Source organism: Pseudomonas zanjanensis (genome assembly GCF_014268745.2).
Taxonomy (GTDB): Bacteria; Pseudomonadota; Gammaproteobacteria; order Pseudomonadales; family Pseudomonadaceae; genus Aquipseudomonas; species Aquipseudomonas zanjanensis.
Genome location: NZ_JABWRB020000001.1, coordinates 2,861,727 through 2,887,894, shown reverse-complemented (window position 1 = coordinate 2,887,894; position 26,168 = coordinate 2,861,727). Strand labels below are relative to the sequence as shown.

Below are 26,168 nucleotides of genomic sequence, written 5' to 3'. Positions count from 1 at the left end.
AAACCGAATTCGCTTTCCCCTGGATGTTTCATGCCTGTGCAGGCTTGGCCCGGCTCGACTGCGGGCGCCGTTTCACCAGAAGAACTGACATACAACAACAATAAAGAGGGTTACTTCGATGGCTACTCGCAAGATCGCTGCGTCGCGGCGCGTCCCTTTCACCCTGACCCTTGCGGCCAGCCTGGGGCTTGGTGCGTCGGCTGCCCAGGCCTTCCAGATCGACACCGGCAATCCCGATCTCAGCTTGCGCTGGGACAACACGCTGAAGTACAGCGCGGCCTGGCGCCTGAAGGACCCCAGCAGCAAGCTCAGCGAGGGGCAGACGGCGCTGAACCAGAATGACGGCGATCACAACTTCGGCAAGGGGTTGATCTCCAATCGGCTGGATATTCTTTCCGAGCTGGACATCGGCTTTCACAACTTCGGTGCGCGTCTGAGCGGTGCCGCCTGGTACGACACTGTCTACCAGGACCGCAACGACAACAACGACGCGGCCAGTGCCAACCAGCGTTCGGTGGGCTTCGACGAGTTCACCAGCGACACCCGTCAACTGCATGGAGGTGACGGTGAACTGCTGGATGCCTTCGTCTACTGGAACGGTGAGCTGGCCGACCGTACCTTGTCGGTTCGCGCCGGGCGTCACGGCCTGATCTGGGGCGAGAGCCTGTTCTTCGGCGGCAACGGCATTGCCGGGGCCATGGCACCGGTGGACGTGGTCAAGGCGCAGTCGGTGCCCAACACGCAGTTCAAGGAAATCACCCGGCCGGTCAACCAGCTCTCGACCGCCTACCAACTGACCGACGACGTGTCATTAGGCGCCTTCTACCAACTGGAGTGGGAAGCTACCCGCTTGCCGGGCGCCGGTAGCTATTTCTCCACCAGCGATACCATCGGCGACGGCAATGAAAGGCTGATCACCGGCGGGCCGTTCCCGGATTTCCTGGGCGGTAATGCCAACAGCCCGGCCGCGTTTTTCCATGGCAAGGACAAGAAAGCCAGGAGTTCCGGCCAAGGCGGCCTGCAGCTCAAGTACAACACCGGGACGACGGATTACGGCCTGTATGCGCTGCAGTATCACGAGAAGACGCCCTCGTTGTATTTGAAACCGAATGCCACCGGGCCGAACTTCAGTACCGGGCAAGTCGGTGAATACTCCTGGGTCTACCCGGAAGACATCCGTGTCCTGGGCGCCAGTTTCGCGACCTCCGTGGACGAGTACAGCTTTGCCGGCGAGGCATCGATGCGCTGGAACATGCCGCTGGTGTCCAACGCCCAGACCGTCCTGCCGGGCGTCGACGCGGACAACAACGATGACGCCCTCTACGCGGTTGGCCGCACGGCCCACGTCAACCTCAACGTCCTGGCTTCGCTGGGTCCTTCTTTCGTCGCCAATGAAGCCAGCCTGGTAGGTGAGATCGCCTGGAACCGCCTGCTGGCCGTGACCAGGAATCGCGCCGCCCTGGACCCTAACGCCACCGATGACGGCCTGGGCTTGAAGCTGGTGTACACGCCCACCTATCGCCAGTTTTTCCCTGGCGTCGATATCAGCGTGCCGGTGGGCATCAGCTACTTCCCCATGGGCAAGTCGGCGGTGATCGGCGGGTTCGGCCCCGACAGAGGAGGGGACATGAACATCGGCGTCTCCGCCACCTACCTGGACCAAGTGACCGTGGGGCTGACCTACACCCACTTCTACGGTCCCGAGGACACCAGCCTCAACGCCGCCAACCAGTTCAATTACAAGCAGTCGTTGAAGGACCGGGACTACCTGGCTTTCTCCGTCAAGACCACGTTCTAAGAGGATTTGCGCATGACCATTCAGTTCACTCTAAAGGCCTTGTGCTTAACCCTGCTGGCCGCCGCCGCGCCGATGGCCCTGGCCGCCAGCGCCGAACAAGCGGCCGAGCTGGGCAAGACCCTGACGCCCTTCGGTGCCGAGAAGGCTGGTAATGCCGATGGCAGTATTCCGGCCTGGGATGGCGGCTACACCAAGGTCGATCCGGCCTATGTTCCGGGCGGCAAACGTGGCGATCCGTTTGCCGCGGACAAACCCTTGTACAGCATCACTGCCCAGAATCTGGCCAAGTACGCCGACAAGCTCAGCGACGGCACCAAGGAGCTGTTCAAGCGCTTTCCGGAGACCTATCGCATCGATGTCTACCCGACCCGGCGCACGGCGGCCGCGCCGCAATGGGTCTATGACAACACATTCAAGAATGCCACCCGCGCCAAACTGATCAACAGCAGCGCCGGCCTGATTCCCGACGGTGCCTATGGCGGGATCCCGTTTCCGATTCCACGGAACGGCACCGAAGCCATCTGGAACCACGTGCTGAACTGGCGCGGCACCTCGGTGGCGGGGCATTTCCGCCACTATCTGATGACGGCCGACGGCAACCAGGTGATGACCAGCGACGGCCTGTTGACCCAGGAAATGCCCTACTACTTCCAGGAGGGCGGCCCTGAAAACTACTCGGGCGACTACTGGCAGGTGCACTTTGTCAATCTCGGCCCGGCGATTCGTGCCGGCGAGCAGATCCTCGGGCGTGAAAATATCAACGGCGACAAATCCCAGGCCCATGTCTACCTGAGCGGCCAGCGCCGGGTGCGCACGTTGCCCAACGCTTGCTGCGACACGCCGACGCCGTCTACCGCCGGGGTCATGTCCTTCGATGAGTTGAGCGTGTGGGGCGGGCGTACGGACCGGTTCGACTGGAAATTGGTAGGCAAGCAGGAGATCTACGTCCCCTACAACACCAACAAGGTGCAGAACGCTGCCCAACCGCAGGACCTGCTGGGCAAGCACCATCTGAACCCCGATTACGTGCGCTGGGAGTTGCACCGCGTCTGGGTGGTCGAGTCCACGGTGGCCGCCGGCAAGCGCCACCAGTTGCCCAAGGGCCGTTACTACCTCGACGAGGACACCTGGCAAGCCCTGCTCGGCGACCGTTGGGATGCCAGCGGCCAACTGGCCAAGACCCTCTGGTCGCTGCCTTCCGTGCTGCCCGACCTGCCAGGCCTGGTGCAACTGTCTTCCGGTTTCTACGACCTGACCTCCGGTGCGTGGTTTATCCAGAACCTCTATGCCGGGTTGCCGGACCAGTATCGCGCGGTTGATCGCTACAAGGCTTCGGAGTTCTCGCCAGCGGCGATGGCGGGGCGCGGCGTGCGTTGAGTCTGAGCTGAGCGTGAAGGGCAGGCCTGTGGGGCTGCCCTTGGGATACGAGTGTTTGTCCGAGGTAGGTTATGAACAGAATCAGTCAGGCGAGCGCATTGCTCTTGGCCCTGTATTTGCCCTTCGCCACGAGTAAGTGCCTGGCCGGGCCGGCTGCGGTGGGCGTGCCGCTCAATACCCCGGCCATGGGGGTACCGGCTGCGCAGAACGGCGTATTGATCGATCTGGCGCGGGCTGGCACACGTCTGGTGGCAGTGGGTGAACGCGGCCTGGTGGTGTTTTCCGACGATAACGGGCAGAGCTGGCGCCAGGCTTCGGTGCCGGTGTCGGTCAGCCTGACGGCGGTGCAGTTTGTCGATGCGCAACAGGGCTGGGCGGTCGGCCACGCAGGCGTGGTGCTGGCGACGCTCGATGGTGGTGAGCACTGGACGCTGCAGCTCGACGGCGCGCGCGTGGCACAGCTGGAACTGGACGCCGCCAAGGCTGACCAAGCCACCGCTGCCGACCCGGATGCCGCCATGATCCGGGTACAAAATGCCGAGCGTCTTGCCGCCGATGGTCCAGACAAACCTTTCCTGGCGCTGGAATTCGTCGATGCGCACCGCGGGTTGATCGTCGGTGCCTATGGTTTGGCGCTGCAGACTACCGATGGCGGTGCCACCTGGCACTCGATGATGGGGCATATCGCCAACCCGAACGGCTTGCACTTGTACGCGATCAGTCGCCAGGGCCCGCGTTGGTTCCTGGCGGGCGAGCAGGGTTACCTGGCGCGGTCGGACGACGACGCGACGTCGTTCAGCCAGTTGGACAGTCCTTACGAAGGCAGTTTCTTCACCCTGCAGAGTCGTGCCGATGGCGCGTTGCTCGTCGCCGGCCTGAAGGGCAACGCCTTTGTTTCCAACGATGCTGGCGCAAGCTTCCAGCGCCTGTCCGTTCCCGTGCCGATTTCCTTCAACGACGCCACTCGCCTGGCCGATGGCCAACTGCTGCTGGTCAACCAGGGCGGCATGCTGTTCCGCAACAGCGAGCAGACCGGAGCGGCGCTGCTGCCACTGGGCAAACCCTTGGGCAAGCCTGTTTCAAGTGTGATCGAGGCCGCCGATGGCAGCCTGATCGTTGCCGGTTTCACCGGGCTGCAGCGTCTCGCGCAGCCAGCCACTGCCGCTTCGGAGTGAGGTTATGACGTCCCCTGGTAAGTTTTTCCAGTCCCCTGCGAATGCGTTCGATGACTTTGATCCGCGTTCCGGCTCGGTGCTCGAACGCGCATTGTTCAACCATCGTCTGTGGGTGTTGCTGCTGTGCCTTGCGACCACGCTGGTGCTGGGTTGGCAGTCCAGCCGTGTCGAGCTCAATGCCAGTTTCGAAAAAATGATTCCCACCCATCACCCCTATATCGCCAACTACCTTGAGCACCAGAAGGAGTTGAGCGGGCTGGGTAATGCGGTGCGCATCGCCGTGGTCAACAAGCGGGGCGAGATCTATGACGCTGACTACCTCAAGACCTTGCAGGCATTGAGCGACAAGATCTACCTGCTCCCCGGTGTCGATCGCGCCTACATGAAGTCGTTATGGACGCCCGCCACACGCTGGGTCGCGGTGACAGAAGCGGGTCTGGAGGGTGGGCCGGTCATTCCGGATAACTACGATGGCGGCACTGCGAGCCTTGCGGCCTTGCGGCGCAATGTGCAGCTGTCCAACGAAATTGGTCAGTTGGTGGCGTTCGACCAGGCTTCGAGCATCATCCAGGTACCGCTGCTGCAGCGCACCCCCGATGGCCGACCATTGGACTACACCCGGCTGTCGCAACAACTGGAGTCGTTGCGCAGCCAATACCAGAGCGACAACATCGACATCCGCATCACCGGTTTCGCCAAGAAAGTCGGTGACCTGATTGCCGGCCTGCGGCAGATCCTGATCTTCTTCGCCGTGGCGATCCTGATCACCACGGTGGTGCTGTATTGGTACACCCGCTGCATTCGCAGCACTCTGTTGGTGGTGTTCTGCTCATTGGTGGCGGTGGTCTGGCAGCTCGGCTTGCTGCCGCTGCTGAATTATCAACTGGACCCCTATTCGGTGCTGGTGCCGTTCCTGGTGTTTGCCATTGGCATGAGCCATGGGGCGCAGAAGATGAACGGCATCATGCAGGACATCGGGCGCGGCATGCACCGGGTGGTCGCCGCACGCTTTACCTTCCGCCGCCTGTTCCTTGCCGGTCTCACCGCGCTGCTCTGTGATGCGGTGGGTTTCGCGGTGCTGATGATCATCAAGATCCAGGTGATCCAGGACCTGGCGATGATCGCCAGTATCGGCGTAGCCGTGCTGATCTTCACCAATCTGATCCTGCTGCCGATATTGCTTTCCTATGTCGGGGTCAGCGGTCGCGCGGCGCGACTGAGCCTGAAAAGCGAGCACGCCGAACAAGCGGGCCAGCATCGTCATGGGTTCTGGCGCTTCCTCGACCTGTTCACCCAGCGCCGGTGGGCGGCGTTGTGCATCGCTTTGAGCCTAGTGCTGGCGACGCTCGGCTTCGTGGTCAGCCTGCAATTGAAAGTCGGTGACTTGGATGCGGGCGCGCCCGAGCTGCGGGCCGACTCGCGCTACAACCAGGATGATGCATTCCTGACCCGGCATTACGGCGCCAGCAGCGATTTGTTCGCGGTCATGATCAAGACCCCTGCCAGCGCCTGTTCGCGCTATGACATCCTGAACAAGGTCGATGCCCTCGACTGGCAGTTGCGCACCTTGCCAGGGGTGGATTCGACCAATTCCCTGGCCTTGCTCAATCGCCGGATGCTGGTGGGCCTGAGCGAAGGCAGCCCGAAGTGGTACGAGCTGCAGAACAACCAGGCGATGCTCAACATGGTCACCGCCGGCGCGCCGCGTGGGTTGTACAACGAAGACTGCAGCCTGCTGACCCTGTACACCTACCTTTCCGACCACAAGGCGCAAACCCTCAGCGGCCTGGTGGATCACGTCGAACAATTTGCCGCCGCGAACAATACCGACGAGGTCCAGTTTCTGCTGGCGGCGGGCAATGCCGGGATCGAGGCAGCGACCAACATTGTGGTCAAGCAGGCCAACCGCGAAATGCTGTTCTGGGTCTACGGTGCGGTGATCCTGCTCTGCCTGATCACCTTCCGCTCCTGGCGCGCCACGGTGTGCGCGGTGATTCCGCTGATGCTCACTTCGGTCCTCTGTGAAGCCTTGATGGTCTGGCTGGACATTGGCGTCAAGGTCGCGACCCTGCCGGTGATCGCCCTCGGCGTGGGCATCGGCGTCGACTACGCGCTGTATGTGATGAGCATCCTGCTCGGCCATATGCGTCAAGGCACCAGCCTGTCGGAGTCGTATTACCGGGCGCTGCTGTCCACCGGCAAGGTGGTGATGCTGACCGGTGTGACCCTGGCGATCGGCGTGGCCACCTGGATGTTTTCGCCGATCAAGTTCCAGGCCGACATGGGCGTGCTGCTGGCTTTCATGTTCGTCTGGAACATGGTCGGCGCGCTGGTTTTGTTGCCAGCCCTGGCTCACTTCCTGTTGCCGAGCAAGCGTGTGAGCACGGGACCGGCCGAGGCCGAACCCAGCCATCCGACCAGCTTGCCGCTGACGCCTGCCTTAATCGAGGAGGGGGCGTGCGTGAAACATTCGCTGCGCCTGGCTCCGGGGCTCGATCAGACGGCAACGGCGGCCGCTCATCCCGTCGCGTCATAACAACAAGAAAGGACTTCCCATGTCTCGTGTGCATCTGTTCCAGCAGTCTCTATGGCTTGACCTCATCGCCGGCCTGAGCGCCTTCGGCATGGCATTTTGCGCGGCGCAACCTGCGGAGGTGCGCGATGAACGTTGAACGCCAGGCGCGGCTGCCGCAGTCCCTGTTGCTCTTGCTTGGCAGTTGCCTGCCGGTGCTCGGTGCGGTGCTGCTGGCCCCCATCCTGCCGCGCATGCAGGAACACTTCGCCGGCACACCGGGCGTCGCGGTGCTGGTTCCCATCGCCCTGACGCTACCGGCGCTGATGATTGCCCTGTTGGCACCCTTCGCCGGAATCATCGCCGACCGACTCGGGCGCAAGCCGTTGCTGATCGGTGCGATGTGCCTCTACACCGTCTGTGGCGTGCTGCCGTTCTGGCTGGATTCGTTGCAGGCGATCGTCATCAGCCGCGCCGGCATCGGCGTGGCCGAGGCGGCGATCATGACCTGCTGCACCACGATGATGGGTGATTACTACAGCGGCGCTCGGCGTGAACGCATGTTCGCCCTGCAAATGGTCGCGACGTCGTTGTCGGCGGCGATCTTCATTGCCGTCGGTGGCGTGCTCGGCGAGCACGGCTGGCGTACCCCGTTTGCCCTGTATGGGCTGGGGCTGGTGTTCCTGCCGCTGATGGCCTGGTTGCTCTGGGAGCCGCGCGGGCATGCGGCCATCGAGAAGAAGCCGATGAGCGGGGCATTCCCCTGGCGCACCTTGGCACCGTTGTATGGCTTGTCTTTCCTGGCGGGCTTGAGCCTGTTCATCGTGCCGGTACAAGTCGGTTATCTGCTCAACCTGCTGCATGTCGAAGGCTCGCAACAGATCGGCTTGACCATGGGCGCCAGTCAATTCGGCGTGCTGGTCGGCGCCCTGAGTTTTCGTCTGTTCAGCGGTGTGCCGGCGCACCGGCAGATGCTCCTGGCCTTCGTCGCGGCCGGGATGGGTGGCGGGCTGCTGGCGGTAGCCAACAGTCACGGGCTGGTGGTGATCGCCGTCCTGATCAACGGACTGGGCATCGGCCTGATGATGCCGACCTTGCTCACCTGGATCATGGCCCAGGTCGATTTCCAGCAGCGCGGCCGCGCCGCCGGCGGTTTCACGGCGATGTTCTTTGCCGGTGAGTTCGCCAGCCCGCTGGTGGTGCTGGCGATCACCGGTGGGGTAATCGGTGCCTTGCCCGCTGCACTGGGAATTGTCGCGGGCGTTCAACTCGTAGTGGCCCTGGCCTGTCTTCGGTTGCGGGTCAGCGGGGCTGCTTTTCCCACTGCGGTTACCGCAGACCCTGAGCACTGACTTGCCCATTCGACGTTTCATAACAAAAAAAACAATGAGGAGAACACCATGAGTTATTTGCTCAACACCTGGTACATCGCTGGGTGGGCGGACGAGCTGGCGCAAGGTGGCATGCTTGGCAGAACCATCGTCGAGCAACCGATCGTGTTCTTTCGCAATAGCCAGGGTGTCATCCAGGCGCTCGCCGATCGTTGCCCGCACCGTTTTGCCCCGCTGCACATGGGCAAGATTGTCGGCGACAGCGTCCAGTGCCCGTACCACGGCTTGCGTTTCGATGGCAGCGGCCAATGTACGCACAATCCCCATGGCGATGGGAGCATCCCCAAGGCCGCCTGTGTTCGCGCGTTCGCGGTCGTCGAGCGCCATGGGGCGATCTGGGTCTGGCCTGGCGATTCAAGCCTGGCCAACAATGCGCTGATTCCTGATTTTTCCTTTCTCGACGAGGCGCCAACCCACGCCAAGGGGCATGGGTATTTGCCTACGCGCGCGCACTACGAACTGCTGTCTGACAACATCATGGACCTGAGCCACGTTGATTTCCTGCACCCCGATACGCTCGGTGGCGGGGCGTTGTCACGCACCCGCGCCACCATCGAGGAGCTGCCCCATGATCGCGTCCGCATCAGTTGGTGGGCACCGGATGATGTGCCTCCACCGGCGTTCGGCGCTCACCTTGAAGATCCAAGCCGGGCTGACGTGTGGGCCGAAGTCATCTGGCACGCACCTGGCCTGATGCTGCTCGGCAGTGGCGCCACGGCGCCAGGGCGCCCCAGGGACGAGGGACCAGTGACATGGAACCTGCATCTGATGACGCCGCAGGACGCGGCCAACACCCATTATTTCTTTGCCAACACGCGCAGTTTCGAGCAAGACAATGCGCAGTTGAATGCCTTCGTCCAGGAGATGTTGATCGGCATTTTCGCCGGCGAAGACAAACCCATGGTCGAGGCTCAACAGCGCCAGATTGGCGAGGTTGAACTGCTTGGCCTCAGCCCGGTGTTGTTGCCAGTCGATGCAGGGGCCGTGCGCTGTCGACGTGTCCTGCGTCGGCTGATCGAAACCGAGCGTGCGGCGGCGCAAGCCAGCCCGTCATCAAGTTATGGAAAAGAGGAATCGCGATGAGCTTTCTACGCAACGTCTGGTACGCGGCCGCCTGGGGTAACGAGGTCAAGGCTGGCGAGCTGTTCCAACGAACCTTGCTCAATGAACCCGTGGTGTTTTTTCGCGACACCCAAGGTTACGCCCAAGCCATTGCCGATCGCTGCCCCCACCGTTTCGCGCCCCTGGGCATGGGAATCCTCAAGGGCGATGCGGTGCGTTGTCCGTACCACGGCCTGGAATTCGATGGCAGTGGCACCTGTGTGCATAACCCCCACGGCGATGGTGCAATTCCCAAGGCGGCAAAGGTCAAGGCCTACCCGCTGGTTGAACGCTACAGCCTGCTGTGGATCTGGATGGGTGATCCACGCTTGGCCGATGCGACGCTGATTCCGGATTTCAGTTGCATGGATGAAGACCACTGGTATGTCGGCAAGCGCTACCTGCACGCGCGGGCCAACTACGTGCTGGAAACCGACAACATCATGGACCTGAGTCATATCGAGTTTCTGCATCCGTCTACGTTGGGTGGCGATGGCGTCAAGAGCGCGTTGACTAGCGTGCAAGAGGAGGGCAACACCGTTTGGTCCAACCGCCAGACGGTTGCGGAAATCATGCCGGAGTTTCTGTACGCCGCCTGGAACATTCCTCAGGGCACACCGGTGGACCGTTGGATCGATGTGCGTTGGGATGCTCCGGCGAATATGTTGCTGTTTTCCGGCGCCGTGGCGACCGGGCTCCCCAGGGATCAGGGCGTTTCCACACCGATTCCGCATCTGTTCACTCCAGAGACCGAGACCACGACTCACTACTGGTTCTCAGTCTGTTTCCCCAAGGCGATGGGCGAATTTGCCGAGAGATTCGCTGATGAGCAGGCGGCCGCGATCAGCCGGCCCTTTGCCGATGAAGACTTGCCAATGCTCGAGGCGCAGCAGCGCATGATGGGCGCTGCATCGTTCTGGGACTTGAAGCCGGTCCTGCTGATCGGTGACGCAGGAGCGGTTCGCGCGCGGCGTGTACTCGATCGCATGATTGCCGCTGAGCAGCCTGCGGGTGCCAAGTGATGATTGAAGTCATCGTCACTGGCAAACGCCTCGAAGCCGAAGACATCTACAGCTTCGAACTGGCCCCAGCGGAAGATTCCATGTTGCCTGCCTTCAGCGCCGGCTCGCATATCGACGTGCACCTGCCCAATGGCCTGGTGCGCCAGTACTCGCTGTGCAATCACCCCGAAGAACGCCACCGCTACCTGTTGGGCGTGTTGCTCGACCCGGCGTCTCGCGGCGGTTCGCAGGCCATGCACCAACAGGTGCACGAAGGTAGTCGGCTGCGCATCAGCGAGCCACGCAACCTGTTCCCGCTTGAGCATGGGGCGGGGTACAGCGTGCTGTTCGCCGGCGGTATCGGCATCACGCCGATCCTCTGCATGGCCGAGCGCCTGGCGCGGATCGGCGCGCCTTTCGAACTGCACTATTGCGGTCGCTCGGCCGGGCGCATGGCCTTTATCGAGTACATCCGCCGTTCGACATTCGCCGCTTGCGTGCAGGTTCATATGGACGATGGCGAGGAGGTCCAGCGTCTCGACGCCGGTCGGGTTCTGTCCGGGCCAGCCGCCGACCGTCACCTGTATGTCTGTGGCCCCAACGGTTTCATGGAACACGTTCTCGGCACGGCGCGCGCGCAGGGCTGGGCCGAAGCGCAACTGCACCGTGAGTACTTTACCGCCGCCGCTGCGCCGGCCAGCGAGGCGGGCGGTTTCGAGGTGCAACTGGCCAGCACCGGACAGTGTTTCCAAGTGCCGGCCACGCTCAGCGTCGCCCAGGTGCTGCTGGAGGCCGGCATCGACATCCCGTTGTCTTGCGAACAGGGCATCTGCGGCACCTGCATCACGCGCGTGCTGGACGGCGAGCCGGAGCATCGCGACATGTTCCTGACCGATGCCGAGCGGGCCCGCAACGACCAGTTCACGCCTTGCTGCTCGCGCGCGAGGAGCGCGCGGCTGGTGCTCGATCTTTAAGGTTTTCTCATGAATTCATCGATACCCGCTGGCGCGTTTCGCCAACTGATTGAGGACTCGAACATGCAACAGCTTCCTGGTTTCAAACGCGTGGTCACCGGGCACGATGCCCAGGGCCAGGCGGTGGTCGCGCTCAGCGGACCAACGCCCAACAGCTTCCCCCTCAAGGCCGTGCCCGGTACGGTCTTCCATGAGATCTGGAACAGTGGTGCCAGCCCGGCCGTGCTGGATAACGGCGACGACCCCACCAACAAGCCGCTTCAACTGAGCCCCGCACCATTGGGCAGCGTCATTCGCGTGGTGGATATTCCGCCCGACAGCGTGCAGAACCAAGTCAGCGCCGAGGATGCCGCGGCCGCCTTCGCCGAAATTGGCCAGGCTCATGCCGGTACAGGGCAGGCGGACTCCAAGCACAAGCTGATGCACCGTACCGAAACGCTGGACTACGGCGTGGTCACCGAGGGCGAGGTCTGGCTGGTGCTCGATGGTGAGGAGGTGCATCTCAAACGCGGTGACATCGTCGTGCAGCGCGGCACCAACCACGCCTGGAGCAATCGCACCGAGCAGATGGCGCGCATGCTGTTTGTGCTGCTCGATGGTCGCTTCGCCCCCGAGCTGCAAGGAGAACCGGCATGAAGCTCAGCACCCTGAAAGATCACAACCGTGACGGTCGCCTGCTGGTGGTGTCGCGCGACCTGGCCTGGGCGGTGGAGGCCAGTGACATCGCCGGGACACTGCAGGAGGCCATCGAGCATTGGCCGCGGGTTGAAGCCGCTTTGCGCGCTCGCTATGACGTCCTGAACGAAGGCTCGCTGGCCGGGGCCTTCGCCTTTGATCCGCAACAAGCCGCCGCACCCTTGCCGCGTGCCTGGCAGTGGCTGGATGCCTCATCGTTTCTCAGCCATGGCGAGCGGATGCAGAAAGCGTTTTCGCTGGACCCGATTGAAGGTGTCGAGCACACGCCGCTGATGTACCAGGGCTGCGGCGATGACTTCCTCGGTGCTCGCGATGACATCGTGCTGCCCAGTGAAACCCATGGCATCGACTTCGAAGGTGAATTCGCCGTGGTGGTCGATGAGGTTCCCATGGGTTGCTCGGCACAAGACGCCATCGACCATATTCGGCTCATTGTGCAAGTCAACGACGTCAGCTTGCGCGCACTTGCACCCCGAGAGATGAAGACGGGCTTCGGGTTTATCCAGGCCAAATCCTCGTCAAGTTTCGCCCCGGTGGCAATCACCCCCGACGAGTTGGGCGAAGGCTGGCGCGACGGGCGGGTGCACCTGCCGCTGAGGGTCGAGTGGAACGGCCAGTGGTTCGGTCATGCACACGGTGGTGCCATGCATTTCGGCTTTCATCAATTGATCGCCCACGCAGCGCTGACCCGGCGTCTCAGGGCTGGCTGCGTGATCGGTTCCGGCACGGTTTCCAATGCCGACCCCACGGTGGGCGCGGCCTGCATCGCCGAACGTCGTGCCGTTGAGATGATCGAGCACGGTGCGCCACGGACGTCCTTCATGCGCTTTGGCGACCGCGTGCGCATGGAGGTCTTCGATCTGCAAGGGCAGTCGGTGTTCGGGGCGATAGACCAGTGTGTCGTGCGCGGAGGCCTCCCATGCGCGTGATGATTACCGGAGCCAATGGTTTTGTTGGCCGGGCGCTGGTGAAACGATTGCTCCAGACCAATGAGTTGCGCGGCCGGCCGATCAGCGCGTTGATCTTGCTGGACAAGGAATTGGTGGGGTTTGCCGAGGATAAACGCCTGCGCCAGCATTGCGGCAGTGTCACCGACGCCGCGCTATTGCGCCGCGCCTTGGCCGATGGCATCGATGTGGTTTTTCACTTGGTCAGCATTCCAGGTGGCGCGGCCGAGCAGCATTATTCACTGGGCTATCAGGTCAACCTGTTGGCAAGCCTGGAGTTGCTTGACCAGTTGCGCCAACAGCCTGGCGTGCCGGTGCTGGTGTATGCCAGCAGCGTGGCGGTGTACGGCGGCGACCTGCCGGCCCGCATGGATGAGCGCGCCGTGCCGCACCCGCAGTTGAGTTACGGGGCGCACAAGGCGATGGTGGAAATGGCGATCAACGACCTTGCCCGACGGGGCGAGGTGGACGGTCGGGCCGTGCGCCTGCCCGGCATTGTCGCCCGTCCACGTGAACCCAACGGCCTGCGCTCGGCGTTCATGAGCGACCTGCTGCACGCCTTTGCTCAAGGTGAACCGTATTGCTGCCCGGTGTCGCCCCAGGCGCAGGCGTGGTGGATGTCCGTGCGGTGTTGCGTGGATAACCTGCTGCGGGCCGCCGAACTGCCCGCCGTTGAGCTTGGCGAGTCACGTGTCTGGCAATTACCGCTGTTGCACCTGTCCATTGCCCAGGTCATGGATGCCCTGGCCGCCGTCTACGGGCAGGAACGCCGCGGGCTGATCAGCTTCGCACCGGACGCTGGACTGCAAGCATTGTTCGGCAACTTCCCCGCAATGAAAACCCCTCTGGCCCGCGCCCTTGGCTTTCGCCATGACGGCTCGGCTGGCGCCTTGATACGTAACAGTTTGAACGCTGCCACCCCGACGCGTCGTGCGCGTGGGCGGGTGGGACTTGGAGTGAGTGAAAATGCAATCAACTAAACGCCGCCTGGTGGACCTGTCCGTGACCCTGGACAACAATCCCTACACCGATCCGCCGCCATTGCTGCCGAGAATCGACTACATGGACCATCAGCAAGGTTGGCCGGAGATGGCCGCGATGTTTCCCGGCCTGTCCAAGGCGCAACTGCCCGGTGACGAATCCTGGGCGGCCGAGCGCCTGCAGATCACCACGCACAGCGGTACGCACATGGACGCCCCTTGGCACTACGCCTCGACCACGGACGGTGGCAAGCCGGCGTTTGGCATCGACGAGTTGCCGTTGGACTGGTGCCTGCAACCGGGCGTGAAGCTGGACTTTCGTCATTTGCCAGATGGTCATGTGGTCAACGCTGCCCAAGTGCAAGCCGAGTTGGAGCGTATTGGCCATGTTCTACGGCCGCTGGACATTGTCCTGGTCAACACCCGTGCCGGTGCGCTGTTCGGCCAGCCAGGGTACCTGGACGCCGGGGTCGGCATCGGCCGTGAGGCCACGTTGTACTTGTTGGAGCGCGGCGTGCGCGTGGTCGGCACCGATGCCTGGAGCTGGGATGCGCCGTTCAAGTACACACGCGAACGCTTCGCCGCCACGGGCGATGCCTCGATCATCTGGGAAGGCCACAAGGCCGGACGCGACATCGGCTACGGCCAGATGGAAAAACTGGCCAACCTGGAATGCCTACCGGCCCATGGTTTCCAGGTGTCCTGCTTTCCCTACAAGATCAGGCACGCTTCGGCCGGCTTCGTCCGCGCCGTCGCGATTTTCGAGGAATGAGCGCGCCAGCGGCCGGTGAAAAAAAGCGCGGTAGCCTGTCCCAGGGGCTTGAGGCGCTGCTGTCGGAGCACATTGTCGAGGGACGGCTGCGTGGCGGTGAACAGTTGCCCACCGAGTCGGCCCTCATGCTGGAGCATGGGGTCAGCAGGACCGTGGTGCGCGAGGCCATGTCGCGTCTACAGGCTGCCGGAATGGTTGAGACACGCCACGGTATCGGGACCTTTGTACGCGGTAGCGCCCTGTCGTTGGGGGCCTTCATCGACCCGTCGACGATCGGTCTCATCACCGATTCGCTGGCGATCATGGAGTTTCGGATCGGTCTTGAGGTAGAAGCCGCCGGGCTGGCGGCCCAGCGACGCAACCCGGATCAGTTGACGGGGTTACGGGCTCTTCTCGATCAGCTCGGGCAGCCGGATGTCAGCGTCAATGATCGGGCGGCGTTGGATTTTCAATTCCATTTTGGCATTGCCCAGGCGACCGGCAACCCCTACATCGCCAGCACACTGCTCAACCTGGGCGAGGTCATCATCCCGCGCAGCCGACTGGATTCCGCGCGCCTGTTTCACGATGAGCCTTTGCATTACGAACAGCGCATGCAAAGCGAGCACGAACAGATTTACCAGGCGATCTTCCATCAGGACGCTGAATGCGCACGTGCTGCGATGCGCCTGCATCTCCAGGACAGTCGCGAATACTTGCACCAGGCCCGCCAAGAGTTGATGACATGACGGATAACCAGAGCTACCCGGTGCCGGACACGGCCACGCAGCCTACTGCCACGGCGCTCACCATCATCGATCCCCGCTGGACTTTGTTCGTCCGGGTCGTGGCGGCTGGCAGTCTCAGCAAAGCAGCCGTGCTGCTGGACATGCCGCAGTCCATGGTGAGTCGCAATATTGCCCTGCTCGAATCGCAATGTGGCGAACGCCTGTTCCATCGCACCGGGCGCGGGGTGGTCCTGACCGAGTTTGGCGAGCAGCTGCTGCCCTGTATATCGGATCTTCTGGCGAACGCTGAAAGCCTTGCCGATGACATTCGCAACCTGCGTGGCAAACCAGTGGGGGAGGTGGTCGTGGGCATGTTGCCCTCCGCGGTGCGCCGGTTTGCGGGGACGCTTTTTGCTGCGGTGCGTGCCCAGATGCCCGGTGTGAGATTGCACCTGATCGAGGGCGCGAGCGCTCAACTCGAAGAGCAGTTGCACGATGGTCGTCTGGATATGGCGCTGGTGCTGCGTGAGAGCGAGGCGAGCATCGGCCAAGCCCATCTGCTGGCCAGGCTACCGCTGCACCTGGTAGGACCTACCGCTGATCCTCTGTTCGGAAGTCGAGATATTGCGCTGGAAAATCTATCGGGGCTGCCATTGGTCGTGCCAGGGCGACCGCATCTGCTGAGGGCCAGGCTCGATCATTTGGCCGCCGAGCAAGGCGTGGAGCTGTGCGTGGCCGTGGAAGCCGACTCGGTCCAGCTCCAGTACGAGGTCGTCGCGGCAGGCGGAGGCTATGCGATTGCCTCTGTGCTGCCGGGCTCGCTGGATCAACGGCTGGTTTCATCGCGCATTATCGAGCCTGTGTTGGAGCGCTTTGTCGTGCTGGTCGAATCGCCCCGGCGCCCCTTGACTCGTGCTTCCCGTGAAGTGCGACGGCTGATTTGCAATCTGTCCATGCCATCGATTTAAGCGATAGCTGCTTTGCATCCCCAGCAGTATTCGGTGGGGGGCGCGCCTCGTAGGGTGTCAGTCAACCAACGACTGATCCCCGATTGCGAGGTTTGCGCCATGCATCACGCCCAAGAACTCCAAGTCATTGCCCCGACGCTTTTTCTCAGTGACGCCGATGTGGCCTCGCTCGCCGACTGGAGCACCGCCGTCGCCGCGCTCGCCGAGGCGTATGCAAGTCCCGCATCGGACGCCATGGTACCGCCTCGCTCCATGGCCCGGGGCGATGGCATCTGGCTGCGCAGCCTGACCGCTGTCCCACCCACTGGCGGCCACATGGGCTGCAAGTTGATCGCGGCCTCCATGCGGGCGCGCTGTGCCAGCTACCTGATCGCGTTGTTCAATCAGCAAACCATGGCGCTCACTGCCCTGATCGACGGCAATCGGGTCACGGGTTTGCGCACGGCGGCAACCGCTGCGCTGGCGGTCGATTTGCTGGCGCCCAAGCACGGGCTGCGGGTGGGTGTGATTGGCTCGGGGTTCGAGGCCCGTGGCGCGTTGGACTGCCTGAAGTCCGTGCGCGATGTGACTCAAGTCCGGGTGTTCAGCCCAACGCCCGCGAGCCGCGAGCGCTTTGCCGAAAGCTTCAGGCCTGGGCTGGATATCCAAGCGGTGAACAGCGCGCAAGAGGCCGTGCAGGATTGTGATGTGGTGATTTGTGCCGCCCGCAGCCGTGACGAGTCGCCGGTGTTGCAAGGCGCGTGGCTTTGCCCCGGCACTACGGTCGTGTCGTTGGGTTCCACCTTGCCTGAGCAACGGGAAGTTGACCCGGTCACGATGGAGCGAGCCGTCTGCATCGTCGCCGATATGCCGCAAGAGGTACTCCACGATACCGGCGATGCCATTGCGGCGATCAGTGCCGGCGTGTATGTCGCCGACAAATTGGTCGCGCTGTCGGACCTCGTCGCGGGTCGTGTCACCCCACGGCAAAACGAAAGCGACATCGTTCTTTACAAGTCTGTTGGCTCGGCGCTGCAGGACGTCGTCATCGCCCAAGCCCTGTACGAGCGCGCCCGGCAACAAGGCCTCGGCATCGAGTTGCCCGCCAGCATTGTCCCTGTCTCGAAATAACCCCTCCACTGTTCGAAGGAAAATCATCATGGCCACATACAAGAAAGCAGATGCCCGTGCCTGGGCGCGGGAAAACCTGGTGGGCTGCTCGGCGGTCACCATTCCAAGTTTCAGCGCCGATCTTAAGCGACTCAACGAACGTGGCATTCGCCACGACATTGAACATACGGTCGGCCTGGGCTACAGCGCCACGTTGCTGTGCAGCGAGCTGGCGATCTCTCCCCAGGAGAACGCGCAGTTCACCGCCTGGGCCCGTGAGTCGGGGAAAAACCTGCTCCTGTTCTTCCACGCGGCTTTTGGCACGCTTGCCGAGAACATCGAGGCGGTGAAGCTTGCCGAGAATGCCGGCGCAGATATCGTCCTGCTCTCCTATCCGCCGCAGTTCTGGCCGACCAGCGAGCAGGAAATCTACGACTACACCAAGTCGTTCTGCGATGCCACGGACCTTGCCGTCATGCTCTTTCCGATCCCGCTATGGGGCTTCGAGCGCGTGCATCCAGCGGGGATGTCGTTGGAGTTGGTTCGTCGGCTGTTGGCCGATTGCCCGAATATCGCCGCCATCAAGTCCGAGCAAGGGTTCCCGCTGCCAGCGGGCATTTGTGAGATGTATCACCACTTCCGCGATCAAGTGGTGATCAGTTGCCCGATCGAAGGCGACGCTATCCCCTTGATGAGCCTGATGAAACTGCAATTTTCCGGCACCAGCAACACCGCCTGGATGAGTGACTACTACCCGAAAGCCTTCGAACTGGCCCGCACGGGCCGATTTGAAGAGGCGATGGAACTGTATTGGAAGGTCAATCCGGCCCGCAGTGCCAACGGCGCTGCTGCGCAAAGCTACGCCGGCGGTACCGGTGTGCTCAACCGCACGATGTGGAAATACCAGGACTGGCTCGCCGGCTTCAACGGCGGACCACTGCGTGCCCCGGCGATGCGCGTGCCGGATCGTTTCATGAAGTCGCTGCGCCAAGGCTTGGTCGCGTCGGGGTTGCCGGTGACTTCGGATCCTGACAGCGCCTTCATGATCGGGCGTCATCCGTGCTGATCGAGAGGGTTGCACAATGAAGCATTTACTCAAGGATCCTACGCTGTGGCGCGACGGTGCCTATATCGCCGGTGAGTGGCTGGCCGAGACGCCGCACGGTCAGTACACGCTGCGTAATCCGGTGGACCAAACGGTACTGGCCGAGTTGCCGCGCTGCCGTGAAACTGAAGTCCGGCACGCCATCGACGCGGCGCATGAGGCCTTTGGCCCATGGCGTCGCCTGACGGCCAAACGCCGTGGCGAGGTATTGCGTCGCTGGTATGAGTTGATGGTCGAACATCGCGAGGACCTTGCCACGCTGATTACCCTGGAGGAGGGCAAGCCCCTGGAGGAGGCGCGGGGTGAGGTCGATTACGCGGCGTCTTTTGTGCGCTGGTTTGGCGAGGAAGCCACACGGGTGCGCGGTGATCTGATTCCGGGCGTAAAGGACACTCAGCGCATTGTGGTCCTGCGCGAACCCATCGGCGTCTGCGCCGCGATCACGCCCTGGAATTTCCCCGCTGCGATGATTACACGCAAGGCCGCTCCAGCCCTCGCGGCCGGTTGCACGATGGTGGTGAAACCGGCCAGCCAGACGCCCCTGACCGCGCTGGCACTCGCCGAACTGGCGCAGCGCGCTGGCGTGCCCGCCGGCGTTTTCAGTGTGATAACGGGTAATGACACGCGCGACATTGCCGGTGAACTCACGGCCAACCCGTTGGTGCGCAAACTCACCTTCACCGGCTCCACCGAAGTGGGCCGGCTGCTGCTGGCGCAAGCGGCACAGACGGTCAAGAAATGCTCCATGGAACTGGGTGGCAACGCCCCGTTCATTGTCTTCGACGATGCTGATCTGGATGCAGCCGCTGACGGGGTGATGTTGGCCAAGTTTCGCAACGGTGGGCAGTCCTGTATCGGCGCGAACCGGGTGCTGGTGCAGTCAGGGGTTTATGACGCATTGGCGGAGCGCATCGTCGAGCGCATGGCACGCTTGAAGGTCGGCAATGGCCTGGAGCCGGGTGTACAGGTCGGGCCGTTGATTGACGAGGCGGCGGTAAAAAAATCCCAGGCCCTTGTCGATGATGCGCTGGCGCAGGGTGCCCGACTGCTGTCCGGCGGCAAGCCCCACGCGCTGGGCGGGTGTTTCTTCGAGCCCACCTTGTTGGCGGATGTGACCCATGGGATGCGGGTCGCTCGTGAAGAGATCTTCGGTCCGGTCATGCCACTGGTGCGTTTCGACACGGATGACCAAGCCATTGCCATGGCCAACGACAGCGAGTTTGGCTTGGCGGCGTATCTGTTCAGCCGTGACGCGGCGCGTATCTGGCGCAACGCCGCGCGCATCGAATCGGGCATGGTGGGCATCAACTGTGGCTTGATTTCAAATGAAGTCGCGCCTTTCGGTGGCGTGAAGCAGAGCGGGCTTGGGCGAGAGGGTTCACACCTTGGGATCGACGAGTTTCTTGAGGTGAAGTACCTCTGCTGGGATGGCTTGGAAAGCGTGTGACCAACCGTCGTTAACGGCCGGTGGATGGCGGTTTGTGTGAGCCGTCGTTCATCGGCTTTTGTATTTGTTCTGCCGCAAAGGCAGGCACTCCGAGCAATGCCCCCGGCTTACCTGCGAGACCCATCGCCGCCAGCGATACCTCGGATTGTGCAAAGCGATTTCAGCGCTGATAGCCGATTCGATAGTCTCGTGGCTGATCCGGCATTTTTCGTCGGCATTCATGTTGCTGCGGCATTGACGCAATGACGCCGCAGCGCTCGTCGGTGCGCCATGCAATGTCTGCCCGAGTGAATAAGAATAATTAGGAGAGCGTGATGATTGCAGCAGTCAACAAGGTTCTGGTGATCGGAGGAGGGTTCTCCGGTATGACCGCGGCTATCCAGCTCGCCCGCCAGGGCGTCGAAGTGGACCTCGTCGAAATCGATCCGTTGTGGTGTCCCTTGGGAGCGGGGATTACGCTCAGTGGGCCCACGCTGCGAGCGCTTGATACGGTTGGGATTCTGGAGCGGGTCGCGGGGGAAGGGTATTTGTCGACCAATTTCGATGTGTTTTCACCGGCCGGCGACCTGATCGTGCAATTGGCGCTTCGACCGCCGGTCAGCGATAAACCGATACCCTGTGGTGGCGGCATCCTGCGCCCGGTACTGGCTCGGATATTTGCCGACAGGACGCGGGAAGTGGGGACCCGTGTGCGCCTGGGCATCACCTACGACAGCGTCATCGAGCATGACGATGGCATTGACGTGTCTTTCACCGACGGGACTACTGAACGCTATGACCTGGTCGTCGCCGCTGACGGCGTGCATTCGCGCACGCGAAAGGACTTTTTCCCGCAAGCGCCTTCGCCAAAACCCATTCATCAGAGCGTCTGGCGCGCGGTGCTGAAGCGTCCGCCGGAAATCGTGCGCCCCACTCATTGGCTGGGTCGCGCCAAGGTTGGCGTCAATCCAATCTCCGAAACGCACATGTACATGTTCCTCATGGAAAACCGCGCGTTTTCCGAGTGGATTGATCCGGCCTGTTGGCCGGGTGAAATGGCGCGCCTGCTGAGTGAGTTTCCAGCCCCGATCCTGCAAGCGCTGGTGCCACAACTGCACGAGGTGGGCGCCAGTATCGACTATCGTCCCCTGTCCAATCTGTTGGTGCCGCTGCCCTGGCACAAGGGCCGTATCGTGCTGATCGGCGACACGGTGCACGCCACCACGCCGCACCTGGCTTCCGGGGCTGGTATCGGTATTGAGAGCGCCATCGTGCTTGCCGAAGAGTTGCTCGCCAGTAGCAATCTACAGACGGCCCTGAGCCGGTTCGAAACGCGGCGCTGGGAGCGTTGCCAACTCGTAGTCGAGAACTCCGCGCGGCTGTGCGAGATAGAGAAAAGTGGTGGGGACAAGGAAGAGCATGCACAGATCATGCGCGAGTCCACTGCGACGTTGGCTGAGCCTATCTGAGTGATCGCGACCCTTCAGTTGGAGGGCCGCGATGCAGGCCTCTATGCGCAGTGATCGAAAATAACGACTTCTTTGACGTAAGCGAAAAAAGACGCCGATGTCAGCGCCACGCCGTCATCGGCAAGTTTTTGAAACAGCGCACGCTGATACTGCCGAAAGGTCGAAAAATCCGCTTCATTTTCAAACCACAGGCTAGAGGCACCTTCGTATACGGCGATGTTTGGCCCGAAATAGGCCGTCACCTTGTCGCCCTCGGGTAGGTACCGGGAGCGAACATACCGGCGTAGGGCGTTCTGGAAGTCGGGCTGTTCCCGGGTAATGCTCTCGTGAGCTGCGTCCCAAGCTTCGAAAAAACGATCGAGCGCCATGGCTGGATTTTTCTTCAGCAGGATCATCACCTTCCATGGGAGAAGCGCTGTAGCGGTGCTAGCCGTCTCCACTTCATCCATCAGTTGAGCGAGCTGCTCGGAAAGGTCCGCGAAGTTCTTTGCATCAGGGCCGACGGTTTGCTGGGTATAGGGATCGCTGAAGGTGCGAATCAAACCCGGCACGTCTTCAAAAAACAGCTCTGTAATGGAGTCTTTGTGAAAGGACTGGATGTAGAAACTGTCGGAGTCGATCCCGAAAGCGGCGTCGATGATATGGTTCTGCACGTACCGTTTGACGCCTAACGGTTTGGCTTTAGCGATTGCTCCGTGGGTGTGCTCCACATAGTTTAAAAACTCGGCATGCGTCATTCCGGGTTTTCTGCGTACAGCGGCTAGGATCTTAATCATGAGCGCGTTCTCGTTTTTGGCAGGGCGACAAGTCTTGGACCTTAAATGCAATGTGCGCGGGTGTTATTCATCTAGTTGTTTTCCAACACCAAAATATAAGGCCAGGTTTATCCCGCGAACCAATCGGTATTCGTGCTGGTAGGTATCGCGCAATAACATGCTTGAGCAGCCTTGAGTCCGATAGTGCGCCACACACTTCGGCCCGCGCCGACTCAGGTGGTGTCGGCTACAGTTCCTGGTAACCGCAGGAATGTATCTTGACCGCCACGGAATATTGCTCATGACGAAAAGCCTTCCATTCCAATCGCTCGGCTGCGCCGAATGCCGCAACCATGAGGCGCTGGGGTTCGATTTCACCATGGCCTTCCAGCCCATTTTCAACGTGCGGACACACGCTGCGTTTGCTTATGAAGCGTTGGTCAGAGGCGTCAATGGTGAATCGGCTGGCTACATCCTGGGGCTCGTGAACGACAGCAACCGCTACCGATTCGACCAGGCTTGCCGGGTGAAAGCCATCGAGGAAGCCGCAAGGCTGGGCCTGCTGGACATTCCCGATTGCTTGCTGAGCATTAACTTCCTCCCGAACGCCGTATACCGGCCGGAGACGTGCATCCGGGCTACCCTGGAAGCGGCGCGCCTGGCCCATTTCCCGCCAGAAAGGCTCATGTTCGAAGTGACCGAAGGCGAGAAGGTGGTCGATCCTGATCACCTCAAATCGATTTTCGTGGAGTACGAGCGCCAGGGTTTCACTACCGCCATCGACGATTTTGGCGCGGGGTATTCGGGCCTTAACCTGCTGGCCATGTTCCAGCCGCAGGTGCTGAAGATTGACATGGCACTGACCCGAAGCATTGATCGAGACTTGGCCAAGCAAGCGATCGTCGAAGGCATCATCCTGGTCGCCAGGCGCTTGGATATCCTGGTCATCGCCGAAGGTGTCGAGACCCGTGAAGAAAGCTCGACGCTTCTAGGCATGGGGATCGAGCTGATGCAGGGATATTTGTATGCAAGACCCGAGGTCGGTCATCTTCCGGCGGGATGCTTTGACTTGGGTTGATGTGTCCAAGCTCTCCAGCGGCCAGCATTCTGGAGTTGCTCGTTGCAGTTGAATCGAAAGCGCCCTCCGGCCGCGGTCCGGAGAAGCTTTACAGCGTGATACTGGTGGCGGGGTAGAACACAATGTTGAGTACGAAGAGGATCATCCAGAAACCGATTTCCAGTGTTTCGGTAATAGGTTGGATCTTTTTGATTGCGCCGTAGACATGCACGAAAAACATCAGCGTGAAGACCACGAAAAGAATATCGAAGGCATAACTGAAACTGGTGCCGGTGGTGGCCGAACGCAACATTGCTATTTCAACGACTAGAATGAACGCGCCGAGGCAACGGCCGAAATAGATAGCCAGGTGTTCGTGTTCGGGGACGGTCCAGCGCATGAGCCGGGCCCATTGGAGCGGGGCGAGGAAGATGGGTAAGGCAAAGAACAGGGTGGTCACGATCATCAGGGTGGTGATGTATTCCTTGCTGTATTGCGCATAGTAACCAAGCATTTAACAACTCCTTGTTTTATGGGTGCATCTAGGCACCCCTGCAGTAATTTTTATTGTTGTTGTGACTGGCTGGTTTTGCGGCGGGAAGTATTGCGAGGGCTGAACAGCAGCGTCAACGCTACGATAGCGCCTACTACCAAAGGCGCTGAGGGATGTAGTACCTCCCACATCCTAAGTTTCGATGCGGGTGTGTTGTTTCAATACAATACAATGTATGGGAGAAAACAGTAGAGAGCGTTTCGATACGACCCGATACAAAAAGCTGTCAAATTTGGAGTTGCCGTACCATCGCGTAGGCTGATACGGCATCGGCGGTCGAAAACAGTCTCGACTGCAGCGCTGCGCCAACATGTCGAGCAGATCACGCCACTGGGGTATACGGCCCAACCTGAAGAAATCGCCTCGTCGGCACTGTTCCTTGCATCCGCCGATGCGAAATATGTCGACGGTGTGGCGCTGATGGTCGACGGCGGCTTGACTTAGCTACGGCAGAAGCGGCGTTATAACGGCGACCTAGTTATCCAAGAAATCCGTGAGTATGTCTGTGGATAACCGCGCTGATGCCAGGCAGGCAGCGCGTTTTAACGGGCGCTCAAAAAATGTACAGGCAGTTTGATGTCACCTTCCGCCGTGGGCGACTGAGTTTAAACAGGGCGCTGAAAACCGGGACCACCTTGCATGCATGTTCAAGGGAGCCGCCTTCGCTTTCAGTGCTGTCTTGAGTCGGCAACGCTTCTGAATTGCCTCCGAACCCCTTCTGCGCAGCCTATTCCGAGAAACGCGTACCCTGCCGGCGCGATGCCGCAACAAGCCCTTTATTTGTTCGAGTGGTGACTGTTGACACAAATGGTCACATGAATAAATATGACGCGTCTGTCTCGAGGGATCGCCATGAATCAGCGCCGCGGCAGGCCTCCGGTTTTTTCCAGGGCAGGTCTCTACGGGGATCACTGTCAGCCCGTTCAGAGAGCGCTGATATGCCCAGCTTTGCCCAGTTGCTGCAGCAATTCGTCACGAGCTCCATCCACCTCAGCTGCTGTTTCAAGAGTTCAAATAATGAAAAAAATAATGCTCAAGACCCCACTGGGCTTCGCCGCTCTGCTCGCAACTTCTCATGTGCTTGCAAGCGGATTCGCTCTTAATGAACAAAGCATCAGCGGGATGGGATCGGGGTTTGCCGGTCGTTCGTCCTCTGCTGAAGATGCGAGCACCGTTTTCGGCAATCCGGCAGGCATGTCTCGATTGAAGAGAGAGGAGATGAGTGTCGGCGCGGCGATGCTTTTCGCGAAGTCCGACATAAGCCAAACCAGCAGCACCTTCGGTGGCCAGGAGGACGGCGATATGGTGCCAGTGACCACGGTGCCAATGGGTTACTACGTCAAGCCCATTGATGAACACTGGGCGTTCGGTGTTGGTTTTTATGTTCCTTTCGGTCTGATTACCGATTACGGCAGCGGTTTTGCCGGGCGTTATTACGCCAACAAAAGCGAGGTCACGACCCTTACGTTCCAGCCCACTGTCAGCTATGCCTTTAACGACAAAGTCTCGATTGGCTTCGGTCCCACCCTCAACCGAATCAGCGGTGAAATATCGGGAATGGTGCCCAATCCCCTGAGCCCTGGTCGCAACGATGGAAAACTCAAAAGCACTGGCGACGACACGGCCCTCGGTTTCAACGCCGGGATCCTGGTGCAGGCTACCGACCGAACCCGTTTGGGGATGACCTACCATTCCAAGGTCAGTTACCACTTGGACGCCAAGACCAAGGTCACCGACGGAATCTTCAGTGTGCTGGGCGTCAGTGGCGAGAGCTATGACGCGTCGCTGGATGTAGATACCCCGGAATCGGTGGACTTCTCGGTGACCCATCAGCTCAACGCTGATTGGACCCTGTATGCGGGCAGCACCTGGACGCGTTGGAGTCGCTTCAAGGAACTGACCATCGAGAACTCGGGATTGCCTCCTTTGCTCAGCGGCTCGCTCGGCACCATTACTGAAGAGCAGAATTGGCACGATACCTGGGCTCACGCCATCGGTGCGGCGTATCGGTTGAACAACCAATGGGTGCTTCGCGCAGGTTTGTCGGTCGACCAGTCGCCCGCCAATAACACCAATCGCGGACCGCGTATTCCCACGGGTGACCGCACGGTGATCAGCTTCGGTGCTGGTTGGACACCGGTGGAAGATGTCACGGTCGACGTCGCTTATTCTTATCTGCAGGAGGAGAGCGTGCAGGTCAACCACACCTCAGCGACCCGGGGTGCCTACCGCTCCAAGTATCAGAACAGCGCCAATGGCCTGGGTGCTTCGGTCAGCTACCGCTTCTGATGGGACTGCCGCGTTACGGGAACTGA

General features: G+C 61.1%; 23 protein-coding genes. 21 read left to right on the top strand and 2 right to left on the bottom strand.

Translation table 11 applies throughout. The features are described from left to right. The first annotated feature begins 118 nt into the window (after window positions 1–118). From HU715_RS11915 to HU715_RS11830, 18 genes are all read left to right on the top strand, one after another. Window positions 119–1,798, top strand: coding sequence for a DUF1302 domain-containing protein (locus HU715_RS11915; RefSeq protein ID WP_186706211.1), 1,680 nt, complete (start codon window positions 119–121; stop codon window positions 1,796–1,798). Between the two features lie 12 nt (window positions 1,799–1,810). Then, window positions 1,811–3,175, top strand: a complete 1,365-nt coding sequence (locus HU715_RS11910; RefSeq protein WP_186706212.1) for a DUF1329 domain-containing protein — start codon at window positions 1,811–1,813, stop codon at window positions 3,173–3,175. A 71-nt stretch (window positions 3,176–3,246) separates the two neighbouring features. Continuing rightward, complete coding sequence (locus HU715_RS11905; RefSeq protein ID WP_186706213.1) at window positions 3,247–4,350, top strand: WD40/YVTN/BNR-like repeat-containing protein; 1,104 nt, start codon at window positions 3,247–3,249, stop codon at window positions 4,348–4,350. Window positions 4,351–4,354: 4 nt separating this feature from the next. Further along, window positions 4,355–6,886: an efflux RND transporter permease subunit gene (locus HU715_RS11900; RefSeq protein ID WP_186706214.1), complete on the top strand. Its 2,532-nt coding sequence runs from the start codon at window positions 4,355–4,357 to the stop codon at window positions 6,884–6,886. Window positions 6,887–7,011: 125 nt separating this feature from the next. Then, on the top strand, window positions 7,012–8,214 hold the full coding sequence (locus HU715_RS11895) for an MFS transporter (protein WP_186706215.1): 1,203 nt from the start codon (window positions 7,012–7,014) through the stop codon (window positions 8,212–8,214). Window positions 8,215–8,262: 48 nt separating this feature from the next. Then, window positions 8,263–9,336 (top strand): Rieske 2Fe-2S domain-containing protein, encoded by a 1,074-nt coding sequence (locus tag HU715_RS11890; protein ID WP_186706216.1) that lies wholly within the window; start codon window positions 8,263–8,265, stop codon window positions 9,334–9,336. Next, entirely contained in the window at window positions 9,333–10,376 is a 1,044-nt protein-coding gene (locus HU715_RS11885) for a Rieske 2Fe-2S domain-containing protein (RefSeq protein ID WP_186706217.1), read from the top strand. Before HU715_RS11890 ends, HU715_RS11885 begins: the two co-directional genes overlap by 4 nt. Beyond that, a complete protein-coding gene (locus tag HU715_RS11880; RefSeq protein WP_186706218.1) occupies window positions 10,376–11,329 on the top strand; it encodes a PDR/VanB family oxidoreductase in 954 nt (317 codons plus the stop codon). The genes HU715_RS11885 and HU715_RS11880 overlap by 1 nt, the downstream gene beginning before the upstream one ends. A gap of 63 nt (window positions 11,330–11,392) precedes the next feature. Further along, window positions 11,393–11,965 (top strand): cupin domain-containing protein, encoded by a 573-nt coding sequence (locus HU715_RS11875; RefSeq protein ID WP_186706219.1) that lies wholly within the window; start codon window positions 11,393–11,395, stop codon window positions 11,963–11,965. After that, entirely contained in the window at window positions 11,962–12,954 is a 993-nt protein-coding gene (locus tag HU715_RS11870; protein WP_186706220.1) for a fumarylacetoacetate hydrolase family protein, read from the top strand. The genes HU715_RS11875 and HU715_RS11870 overlap by 4 nt, the downstream gene beginning before the upstream one ends. Further along, window positions 12,945–13,952 carry an NAD-dependent epimerase/dehydratase family protein gene (locus tag HU715_RS11865; protein ID WP_186706221.1) on the top strand — a complete coding sequence of 336 codons (1,008 nt, stop codon included), beginning with the start codon at window positions 12,945–12,947 and terminating at the stop codon, window positions 13,950–13,952. Before HU715_RS11870 ends, HU715_RS11865 begins: the two co-directional genes overlap by 10 nt. Next, entirely contained in the window at window positions 13,939–14,724 is a 786-nt protein-coding gene (locus tag HU715_RS11860) for a cyclase family protein (protein ID WP_186706222.1), read from the top strand. The genes HU715_RS11865 and HU715_RS11860 overlap by 14 nt, the downstream gene beginning before the upstream one ends. Continuing rightward, complete coding sequence (locus HU715_RS11855) at window positions 14,721–15,452, top strand: FadR/GntR family transcriptional regulator (RefSeq protein WP_186706223.1); 732 nt, start codon at window positions 14,721–14,723, stop codon at window positions 15,450–15,452. The genes HU715_RS11860 and HU715_RS11855 overlap by 4 nt, the downstream gene beginning before the upstream one ends. After that, entirely contained in the window at window positions 15,449–16,399 is a 951-nt protein-coding gene (locus HU715_RS11850; RefSeq protein ID WP_186706224.1) for a LysR family transcriptional regulator, read from the top strand. The genes HU715_RS11855 and HU715_RS11850 overlap by 4 nt, the downstream gene beginning before the upstream one ends. Before the next feature lie 99 nt (window positions 16,400–16,498). Then, the gene (locus HU715_RS11845) at window positions 16,499–17,509 is read left to right on the top strand and encodes an ornithine cyclodeaminase family protein (protein ID WP_186706225.1); all 1,011 of its coding nucleotides are present in this window, start codon (window positions 16,499–16,501) and stop codon (window positions 17,507–17,509) included. A gap of 28 nt (window positions 17,510–17,537) precedes the next feature. Further along, on the top strand, window positions 17,538–18,554 hold the full coding sequence (locus tag HU715_RS11840; RefSeq protein WP_116642586.1) for a dihydrodipicolinate synthase family protein: 1,017 nt from the start codon (window positions 17,538–17,540) through the stop codon (window positions 18,552–18,554). A gap of 16 nt (window positions 18,555–18,570) precedes the next feature. After that, entirely contained in the window at window positions 18,571–20,040 is a 1,470-nt protein-coding gene (locus HU715_RS11835; RefSeq protein ID WP_186706226.1) for an NAD-dependent succinate-semialdehyde dehydrogenase, read from the top strand. Between the two features lie 314 nt (window positions 20,041–20,354). After that, the gene (locus HU715_RS11830; RefSeq protein WP_186706227.1) at window positions 20,355–21,488 is read left to right on the top strand and encodes an FAD-dependent oxidoreductase; all 1,134 of its coding nucleotides are present in this window, start codon (window positions 20,355–20,357) and stop codon (window positions 21,486–21,488) included. Between the two features lie 41 nt (window positions 21,489–21,529). Here the strand turns inward: HU715_RS11830 and HU715_RS11825 are convergent, their stop codons facing one another. After that, window positions 21,530–22,264, bottom strand: coding sequence for an EthD domain-containing protein (locus HU715_RS11825; protein ID WP_186706228.1), 735 nt, complete (start codon window positions 22,262–22,264; stop codon window positions 21,530–21,532). A gap of 280 nt (window positions 22,265–22,544) precedes the next feature. Between HU715_RS11825 and HU715_RS11820 the strand changes: the two genes are divergently transcribed. Then, window positions 22,545–23,321 carry an EAL domain-containing protein gene (locus HU715_RS11820; RefSeq protein WP_186706229.1) on the top strand — a complete coding sequence of 259 codons (777 nt, stop codon included), beginning with the start codon at window positions 22,545–22,547 and terminating at the stop codon, window positions 23,319–23,321. 88 nt (window positions 23,322–23,409) lie between these two features. Here the strand turns inward: HU715_RS11820 and HU715_RS11815 are convergent, their stop codons facing one another. Further along, window positions 23,410–23,814 (bottom strand): hypothetical protein, encoded by a 405-nt coding sequence (locus HU715_RS11815; RefSeq protein ID WP_186706230.1) that lies wholly within the window; start codon window positions 23,812–23,814, stop codon window positions 23,410–23,412. Window positions 23,815–24,066: 252 nt separating this feature from the next. On the opposite strand from HU715_RS11815, the gene HU715_RS11810 reads away from it, so the two are divergent. Further along, complete coding sequence (locus tag HU715_RS11810; protein ID WP_346343460.1) at window positions 24,067–24,297, top strand: SDR family oxidoreductase; 231 nt, start codon at window positions 24,067–24,069, stop codon at window positions 24,295–24,297. Window positions 24,298–24,870: 573 nt separating this feature from the next. Then, a complete protein-coding gene (locus HU715_RS11805; protein ID WP_186706231.1) occupies window positions 24,871–26,142 on the top strand; it encodes an OmpP1/FadL family transporter in 1,272 nt (423 codons plus the stop codon). Window positions 26,143–26,168: the final 26 nt, after the last annotated feature.